10 protein-coding genes are annotated in these 8011 nt (G+C 57.1%); 8 read left to right on the top strand and 2 right to left on the bottom strand.

The features are described from left to right. The 5 genes from ABYT07_RS06430 to ABYT07_RS06410 form a co-directional block, all read left to right on the top strand. The coding region (locus ABYT07_RS06430; RefSeq protein ID WP_372990215.1) for an efflux RND transporter permease subunit at positions 1–1131 on the top strand (1131 nt) is incomplete at its 5' end. Positions 1132–1153: 22 nt separating this feature from the next. After that, positions 1154–1495, top strand: coding sequence for a copper-binding protein (locus ABYT07_RS06425; protein ID WP_372990214.1), 342 nt, complete (start codon positions 1154–1156; stop codon positions 1493–1495). Between the two features lie 65 nt (positions 1496–1560). Beyond that, positions 1561–1986, top strand: a complete 426-nt coding sequence (locus ABYT07_RS06420) for a c-type cytochrome (protein WP_372990213.1) — start codon at positions 1561–1563, stop codon at positions 1984–1986. Positions 1987–2007: 21 nt separating this feature from the next. Beyond that, on the top strand, positions 2008–2367 hold the full coding sequence (locus ABYT07_RS06415) for a copper resistance protein CopC (protein WP_372990212.1): 360 nt from the start codon (positions 2008–2010) through the stop codon (positions 2365–2367). Positions 2368–2373: 6 nt separating this feature from the next. Further along, the gene (locus ABYT07_RS06410) at positions 2374–3267 is read left to right on the top strand and encodes a CopD family protein (protein ID WP_372990211.1); all 894 of its coding nucleotides are present in this window, start codon (positions 2374–2376) and stop codon (positions 3265–3267) included. Between the two features lie 583 nt (positions 3268–3850). Here the strand turns inward: ABYT07_RS06410 and xth are convergent. Next, positions 3851–4633: an exodeoxyribonuclease III gene (xth, locus tag ABYT07_RS06405; protein WP_372990210.1), complete on the bottom strand. Its 783-nt coding sequence runs from the start codon at positions 4631–4633 to the stop codon at positions 3851–3853. Between the two features lie 373 nt (positions 4634–5006). Between xth and ABYT07_RS06400 the strand changes: the two genes are divergently transcribed. Both ABYT07_RS06400 and ABYT07_RS06395 read left to right on the top strand, forming a co-directional pair. Beyond that, positions 5007–5219 (top strand): hypothetical protein, encoded by a 213-nt coding sequence (locus ABYT07_RS06400; RefSeq protein WP_372990209.1) that lies wholly within the window; start codon positions 5007–5009, stop codon positions 5217–5219. Between the two features lie 64 nt (positions 5220–5283). Then, entirely contained in the window at positions 5284–6336 is a 1053-nt protein-coding gene (locus ABYT07_RS06395) for a hypothetical protein (RefSeq protein ID WP_372990208.1), read from the top strand. 70 nt (positions 6337–6406) lie between these two features. Here ABYT07_RS06395 and ABYT07_RS06390 read toward each other — a convergent pair whose 3' ends face one another. Further along, positions 6407–6730: a HesB/IscA family protein gene (locus ABYT07_RS06390; RefSeq protein WP_372990218.1), complete on the bottom strand. Its 324-nt coding sequence runs from the start codon at positions 6728–6730 to the stop codon at positions 6407–6409. A gap of 85 nt (positions 6731–6815) precedes the next feature. On the opposite strand from ABYT07_RS06390, the gene ABYT07_RS06385 reads away from it, so the two are divergent. Further along, positions 6816–7994, top strand: a complete 1179-nt coding sequence (locus tag ABYT07_RS06385; protein ID WP_372990207.1) for a deoxyguanosinetriphosphate triphosphohydrolase — start codon at positions 6816–6818, stop codon at positions 7992–7994. Positions 7995–8011 lie beyond the last annotated feature (17 nt).

Genomic DNA, 8011 nt, shown 5'->3' with positions numbered 1-8011 from the left:
GGCGTGATCGAAAAGATCGGCATCGAGGTTGAACGTATCACATCGCAGATCGACGGCACCACCTCGGCTTATGCAGAGCGTCCCATCGGCGGGCGGTTTATCGAGATCAACCCCAACCGGGATGCGGCCGCGCGCTATATGATGAGCGTGCGTGACATTCAGGACGTGGTCCAGACCGCGATCGGGGGCATGCAGGTGTCGGAATCCGTCGAAGGGCTGGAACGCTTTCCGATTAACCTGCGCTATCCGCAGGATTGGCGCGACAGCCCCGAAAGGTTGCGTGATCTGCCAGTGGTGACGCCGTCGGGTGCGCATGTGCCGATGGGGGCCCTGGCCGAGATCAGCGTGGTAGACGGTCCGGGTATGATCCGTTCCGAAAATGCGCGGCGCACGGGGTTTGTGTTCATCGACATCGCGGGCCGTGATCTGGGCGGCTATGTCGAAGAGGCCCGCGCTGCTGTGGCCGCCGGTGTTACGTTACCGGCAGGCTATTCGATCACATGGTCGGGCCAATATGAATATATCCAGCGGATGCAGGAACGGCTGAAACTGGTGGCTCCGGCAACCTTGCTGATCATCACGCTGATGTTGTTCATGGCCTTCAACCGCGTAATCGAAGTCGGCATCATTCTGGCGGCTTTGCCCGTCGCCTTGGCGGGCGGCGTCTGGTTCTTGTGGTATCTCAGCTTTGACATCTCGGTTGCCGTTCTGGTGGGGTTCATAGCGCTTGCCGGTGTCGCGGTTGAAACCGCAATCGTCATGCTGCTGTATCTGAACCTGTCGTGGGAGAAACGCCGCAAGCGCGCCGCTGCCGAGGCCCGCAAGATGACTCCGCTCGACGTCGAAGAGGTCGTGTTCGAGGGCGCATTGCTGCGTGTGCGCCCCAAGGTGATGACGGTCGCCACGATCTTTGCGGGGTTGATCCCAATCATGTACGGCACCGGCACCGGGTCCGAAATCATGCAGCGCATTGCCGCCCCGATGCTGGGCGGCATGGCAACCGCCACCCTGCTTACGCTTTTTGTCATTCCGTCGATCTTCGTGATCTGGAAGCGGCTGTCCCTGAAAAGGGTCAACCGCAGCTTGTTGCAGCCGAATGATGTGTCGGCAGCAATCCAACCCGCCGAATAAACCCAACCTGAAAGGACGACTTATGAAAATTCTATCTCTCACGATCTGTGTGCTCACACTCGCCGCGCCAATGGCGATGGCGCAAACAAACCATTCCACCATGGACCATTCCAACATGGCGATGGCCGATGAAAAAATGGAAGGCGCGGTGCATACCAAAGCCGTGGTCAATACCATCGGCGACGGCACCGTGAATGTCAGCCACGAACCGATCCCTGAAATCGGCTGGCCCGCGATGACGATGGACATGCCTCTGACCGCCGACGCGAAAATCGACGGTGTCGCGGAAGGCGATGAAATCGTTCTGATGCTGATCAAAGGCGATGATGGCATGTATGCCGTCAGCGCCATGATGCCTGAATAAAAACGCCCCGCTGGCCGAAAGACCCGCTTCGGCCAGCGGCCCTTTGATAAAAAGAGGAGATCAACATGCGCGTAACGCTCGCCCTGATTATCACGGCCGTTGTTGCCCTTGGGGCTGCGTGGTTGCTGTGGCCCGCACAGCCCGTGACCGTGACCGATACCCCACCGGGGGCACCGATCGTAACGGTCAGTCTGCCGTCGTCATTCACTACCCAAGAACAGATAGGCCAAACCGCATTCGCCGCCAATTGCGCGGCTTGCCACGGTGAAAACGGTTCGGGGCGCACCGAAATGGGCCCGCCGCTGGTTCACAAGATCTATGAGCCAAGCCATCACGCCGACATATCCTTTGAACGGGCAGTCGAATACGGTGTTCAATCGCACCATTGGACTTTCGGTAACATGGCGGCCGTTGAGGGGCTGACAAAAGCAGACATCAGCGGCATCATCGCCTATGTTCGCGCCGTGCAACGTGCCAATGGCATCAACTGACGCCCAAGAAGGAATACCATGATGACATACGCCACACAATTTGCAGCGGCTCTTATTGCCTCTCTGACGCTGGCCGCCGGACCGGCTGCCGCGCATTCAAAGGAGCAGGCGACCTTGCCGGCGGACGGTGCCGTTCTGGCGATATCGCCAGATACGATTACGATGAATTTCGATATGCCTTTGCGCGTGACCCTCATCACCTTGCGCGATGATGCGGGCGCAGATCACGCATTGACACGGACCGACAACATGCAGCCCGTTAGCGATTTCAGCGCAACACCGCCTGCGCTTGGCGCGGGAAAATATACGGTTGAGTGGCGCGGTCTGGCTGCAGACGGGCATCCGATGCAGGGTCAGTTCAGCTTTGACATTGCCGAGTAGTCAGGGGTGTTGGATGCCTTAGCCAAGGCAGATTCGCTGACTTGGATCGCGATTGTGGTCAAATCGCTGGTCTATGCCACGTCGCTGTCGGCGGCTGGCGGTATCCTGTCTGCCGTGGCACTGCGATCTTTGCCCCAAGGCGAACGCGCGTGGGTGATCCGCTTGGCGGTGGCCTGTGCCGTGGCGGCGGCGTTGCTGTCGCTTGCGCGGCTTCCGCTGCGGGCCAGCTTCTTGATGGGAGGCACGTGGCAGGGGGCGTTTGACCCGATGATCTTGCCTATGGTCGCGCAAAGCCCGTTGGGCATGAGCATCGCGATCAGACTGGTTGGTTTGGCGCTGGTGCCTGCAATCCTGATCCCCGGACGTATCGGGCCCGCCCTCGCGACCACGGGTGCCCTGATCATCGCCATGTCCTTTACCTTTCGCGGTCATGCGCTGGCTGACCCGCGGGTCATCCTCGGTTTGCTGCTGGCGGTCCATCTTGTCGCGATTGCCTTTTGGATCGGTGCTTTTGCTCCGCTTTATCGCCTTGCCGACCAGAATGGCCTGGCGGCGGGCAAAGTCGCGCATGATTTCGGGCGGCTTGCCCTTTGGGGTGTCGGTGCCTTGGCTGTGTCGGGCAGTGTCACGCTTTGGCTGCTGACCAAGGATCTGATTGCCGCCCTTGGGACCGCCTATGGCCAGATGTTCGCGCTAAAACTGGCCGCTTTCACCGCTCTGATTGGCTTGGCTGCCTTCAACAAATTGCGCCTGACGCCCGCCCTTTTGCGGCAAGATCCGGATGCGGCGCAAAGGCTGCGCCGGTCCATCGTGCTTGAGGTTGCCTTGGTGGCGCTGATCCTGCTGACCACCGCGACGCTGACAACCATCAGCGCGCCTTTGATGGTTGAAGTCCGGTAGCACATCAACGCCCCGAAAGGCCTTGGAGCCATGGATGATAAGTCAGAGCATTCTTGCCAGCATCCAGATTGCCATGCCGATCGTCATCAGGTTTTTTGTCAACGAGACGAACCCTAAAGGCACCTCTCAATTCGCGTTAATCACAGATTTTCTCTGAGACCGGACATTCGTCACGTTTCACTCCAACGTTTGCACTGGGCCGTTCTCGAAGGTCCGAGCTACGGCGCTGATCCGGAAGCTGCGCCGCATCCGACGGCAGGTTCAAGTCCTTTTTGAACCGAGCCTGCGCCTGTCACCAGTGAGCTGTACTGAAAAGTGGCTAACTTTCCGCAGTCTTGCAATGATAGAAAACGCGGTACTACAGCGGGAGTTTTCTACAAACACAATCGAACGGAAGGGATTGGTGGACCCAATGCTTCCGTCCTTTGAAGTCTATAGTTCCTATCAGGCGACCATAGACGCCGTTGCCTACAAAAATAAAGGCTAAGCGTGCAAAATGGTTAGTGTTACGCTATGCGATATAGTTCCAAAATACCCCGGGGGTCGAGGCGGCTGGTCGCCGCAGGCCGTGTCAAACCCGCGCTCAGAAATCTAGATCGACCCAAACCGGCACATGGTCTGACGGTTTATCGCGCCCGCGTATTTCTTTGTCGATTTGGCAATCGCGCAGCATATCGGCAACCGCAGGGCTCAGCAGAAAGTGGTCGATGCGGATACCATTGTTGCGGTTCCACGCACCGGCCTGATAATCCCAAAAACTATAGTGGCCGGGGCCTTGGGTCCGCGCGCGGAATGCTTCTGTCAAACCAAGGGCCAACAGTTTGCGCCAGGCCTCGCGCGTTTCGGGGCGAAATAATGCATCATCGCGCCAAGCATCGGGGGTGGCGGCGTCTTCCGCCTGCGGAATGACATTGTAGTCACCTGTCATCAAAAATGGTGTCTCTTCGGCCAGCAGGGCGCGTGCGCGGTCTTCAAGGCGGGCCATCCACGCCAACTTGTAGTCAAATTTCGGTCCGGGGGCAGGGTTGCCGTTTGGCAAGTACAAGCCACACAGGCGAATGGCGGATTTCTCGCCTGTGACCGTTGCTTCGATATAGCGGGCTTGTTCGTCGGTATCATCACCGGGCAGGCCGCGTGTGACGTCCTCAAGGGGGCGTTTCGACAGGATCGCGACGCCATTGAACGACTTTTGCCCATGGGTTTCCACGTTGTACCCACGGTCTTCAAAAATCTCGCGCGGGAACGCGTCATCGACTGATTTTATCTCTTGCAGGATGGCGACATCGGGTTGCGCTTCGTCCAGCCACTGCGGCAGGGCATCTATCCGCGCCTTTATTCCATTGATGTTGAACGTCGCGATTTTCATGGGCTGCCTCTGTTTTGTTGCCAAACCTATCGCGCAAAGCGGGGCTTTGGGCAAGGGCGCGGGACAGGTTTGCACGATCTTCGGGCGGCCGTTTGGGGAATGATTCGGGGTCCCGCAGCGGCATTACCGCCGTTTCATGCCGCGCGGACGGGCGTAGCAAGGTTGTGGATAAGTTTTTCTTTTACCTGTGGATAAGTTTGATTTCTGCCGAACTCTAGTTGCCTGCAGTTTCAAGTGAATGTGGATAAAATCCACTACGCCACCGTGCCGGGAAAAAATGATTGGAAAAGCAACTTAAACGGGCAAGGGTTGTAGTTGTTGCAACCTTAGTTTGCATTTCGGCTAACAGTCTCAACCCATGAAGGATAAAAAAATGACCGCTTTTGCCTATGTTGGAGATACACAAGTTCTGCCATCCAAATCCCAGACCCTGCACTGCGGCGCGGGTACCGGTTTGTTTACCACCAGCTGCACCCCGTCCATGGTTAGCGGGGCCGAAACTGGCCTATTCACCACCAGCTGCGCACCATCGGGTACAGCAATGGCGACTGGTGATCTGGTAGAGCTTTTTACCACAAGCTGCTGATGTTTAATTAATAAATTAATCTCTGTGCCCTGCTGGGCGCAGAGCATTCTGCAGAAAGTTCCCCATGTCCAATGTTATCCAACTTTTGCCGCTGCGGCAGACCAAAAGCCAAGGCATAACCGCCCTGAGCCACATGTTCGCCCATCAACGGCGTGCGCAGGGGGATGTTTTCTGGCTAAAGGAAAACGCTGAATGGCTGGGTATTCTGCGGGGCCTCAAAGGCGAAGTTCCCGTGGCTGCGGTGGAACCTTATTGTGAGTTTTACGAAAGCTTGCCGGCGCAGATCGCATTTTTTCCGCAATATTACAGGTTCTTCTTGTCACTCTGCCTTGATTTGGAAGATTTGGGTATCGAAGGCGGTCACGGTGAAGCCATTTCCCAATGGGTTGCATCGCGGGGGCTGGCCCAGGCGGAACTGTCTGATCTGCAACGTGCCGAAGCCGAGCGTCTGTTGTCACGCCGAAATGCTGCGCACTGGGATATCAGCCTCGACACGCGTTTACGGCACTTTATCAATCGGTCGGAAACCTTTGCTTTGCCGAACAAAAAAGCGGCCTATGAACTTGCGCATATTGTCTTTTACCTTGCTGACTATGGTCGGGTGGACCCTGATTTGGGGCCAGAGACGATTACCAGCCTTGAATATGCAGGGCTGTTGGCATTTTTGGATCAGAACGCGGATCTTTTGGCTGAAATCTGCGCGGCCTTACGGTTTGCTGGTGCCAGACCAAACCTGATTTGGGAGAGCTTTGTACAGGGCGCGCACCGCGACTGCCGATTGGGGCAGGCCGCACAACAGGTGTCGGTAGATGGTTACCATACCTATCTTGTCACGGGATGGCTGGCCCAGATGTCGGGCCGCCCCGTGTTCCAAGAGGATGTTCCGACAGGTCAGGTCGTGCTGTACGGCCCACAAGAGGGCGAAGGCGCGCTGAGGGATTTGTCGCAGGGGCTGTTTGACATGGGCGCATTCCGGTCTGCGGATTGGTCCAGAATGCGGCAGGTGCTTTTGCCCGCACTTGGCCCCGAAGGGCGCTGCGTTCTGGAAGCGGCTGAAGGGTCAACCGACAAGTTCGAGGCTTTTTTTGAAGGGTTTGCGCGGGCCTCTGTTGGCTGAAATGACCTCATCAGGGATGAGGTCAGCCTCCGGCGGGAGTTTATCTGGCAAAATGAAGCGGGCAGTCGCGTTACATCGAGAAGGATGTGCCGCAGCCGCAGGCGCTGGTCGCGTTGGGGTTTTCGATGACAAAGCGCGCGCCGATCAGTTCTTCTGAAAAATCGATGACGGCATTGGTCAGGAATGGCAATGATATGCTGTCGACCACAACTTTTTGGCCAGCGCCTTCGAGAATGAGGTCATCCTCTTTGGGCGCATCAAGTGCGATGTCATATTGAAAGCCGGAACAGCCGCCGCCTTCGACAGCGACGCGCAATGCTTTTCCATCTGCGGCGGCACCAATTTCCGCAAGGCGGTCAAAAGCGCGGGAGGTGACTTTGGGGGGCAGGTTCATTTTTCGGGCTCCGGTGTGATCGGTTTCCATCTGTCGTTGCTTGCAATATAGAAACCCGCAGGACAGGCCACAAGGACCTCATATCATGCGCGCATCTTTTGCCTCTGATCCAGCAGCGACCCGGGGACGGTTGATGCCGGAAGAGGAAAGCACATTTCGGTCGTGTTTCCAGCGGGATCGCGACCGGATTATCCATGCCAGCGCCTTTCGGCGGCTCAAGCATAAGACTCAGGTCTTTATCGAGCATGAAGGCGATTATTACCGCACGCGGCTGACCCATTCGATCGAGGTGGCGCAAGTGGCACGCACGATTTCCGGCGCGTTGGGCTTGAACGCCGAACTGACCGAGGCGGTCGCATTGGCCCATGATCTGGGCCATCCCCCGTTTGGCCATACCGGAGAGGACGCGTTGCAGGCCTTGATGGCCCCTTATGGCGGGTTTGATCACAATGCGCAGGCCATCCGGATTGTCACTGACCTTGAGCGGCACTATGCGGAATTCGACGGGCTGAACCTGACTTGGGAAACCTTGGAAGGGTTGGCCAAGCACAATGGCCCTGTCACGGGCGCGCTGCCGTGGGCGTTGGAGGTTTATGGCCGCAAGCATGATCTGGAACTGGGCACTTATGCCAGTGCCGAGGCGCAAGTCGCGGCGATTGCAGATGATGTGGCCTATAACCATCATGATTTGCATGACGGTCTGCGGGCAGAGCTGTTTTCGACGGATGAGCTGGCTGAACTGCCTATTCTGGATCGCAACTTTGCCGAAGTGGACAGATTATACCCCGGTTTGAACTATTATCGGCGGCGCCACGAAGCATTACGGAGGTTTTTTGGCGTGCTGGTCGAGGATGTGATCAACTTTGCCCGCATCCGTCTGGATGAAATGCAGCCACAAACTGCGACGGATATTCGGATGGCGGGGCGCACGTTGATCCGTTTTTCCGATCCGGTGTTCGAAGACCTCAAGGTGATCCGCGCCTTTTTGTTTGAACGTATGTATCGTGCCCCGTCGGTGGTCATCATGCGCAAGCAGGTCACGCAGATGGTCGAAGACCTGTTCCCCTATTTTATGGCCCATCCCGACCAGTTGCCAAAGCAATGGCGCAAGGATGTGGACGATGTCGACGGGGATACTGCCCTGGCCCGGATTGTCAGCGATTACATTTCCGGCATGACGGACCGCTTTGCCATTCAGGAACATGACCGTCTGATCGGCAATGACCTGTCGGCGAGTGTTGCATTTGGGTCGAACCCCGCTTGATTGTCAGGGCTTTTTCA

The sequence above is a fragment of the Sulfitobacter sp. genome (assembly GCF_041552635.1).
Lineage (GTDB): Bacteria > Pseudomonadota > Alphaproteobacteria > Rhodobacterales > Rhodobacteraceae > Sulfitobacter.
The sequence above is the reverse complement of the archived record's forward strand: the minus strand, read 5'-3'. Positions and strand labels throughout refer to the sequence as shown.

Bases quoted from the DNA above. Each gene is read 5' to 3' on its own strand.
- ABYT07_RS06425 (WP_372990214.1), top strand. From the start codon at position 1,154: ATGAAAATTCTATCTCTCACGATCTGTGTGCTCACACTCGCCGCGCCA.
- ABYT07_RS06420 (WP_372990213.1), top strand. From the start codon at position 1,561: ATGCGCGTAACGCTCGCCCTGATTATCACGGCCGTTGTTGCCCTTGGG.
- ABYT07_RS06415 (WP_372990212.1), top strand. From the start codon at position 2,008: ATGACATACGCCACACAATTTGCAGCGGCTCTTATTGCCTCTCTGACG.
- xth (WP_372990210.1), bottom strand. From the start codon at position 4,633: ATGAAAATCGCGACGTTCAACATCAATGGAATAAAGGCGCGGATAGAT.
- ABYT07_RS06400 (WP_372990209.1), top strand. From the start codon at position 5,007: ATGACCGCTTTTGCCTATGTTGGAGATACACAAGTTCTGCCATCCAAA.
- ABYT07_RS06395 (WP_372990208.1), top strand. From the start codon at position 5,284: ATGTCCAATGTTATCCAACTTTTGCCGCTGCGGCAGACCAAAAGCCAA.
- ABYT07_RS06390 (WP_372990218.1), bottom strand. From the start codon at position 6,730: ATGAACCTGCCCCCCAAAGTCACCTCCCGCGCTTTTGACCGCCTTGCG.
- ABYT07_RS06385 (WP_372990207.1), top strand. From the start codon at position 6,816: ATGCGCGCATCTTTTGCCTCTGATCCAGCAGCGACCCGGGGACGGTTG.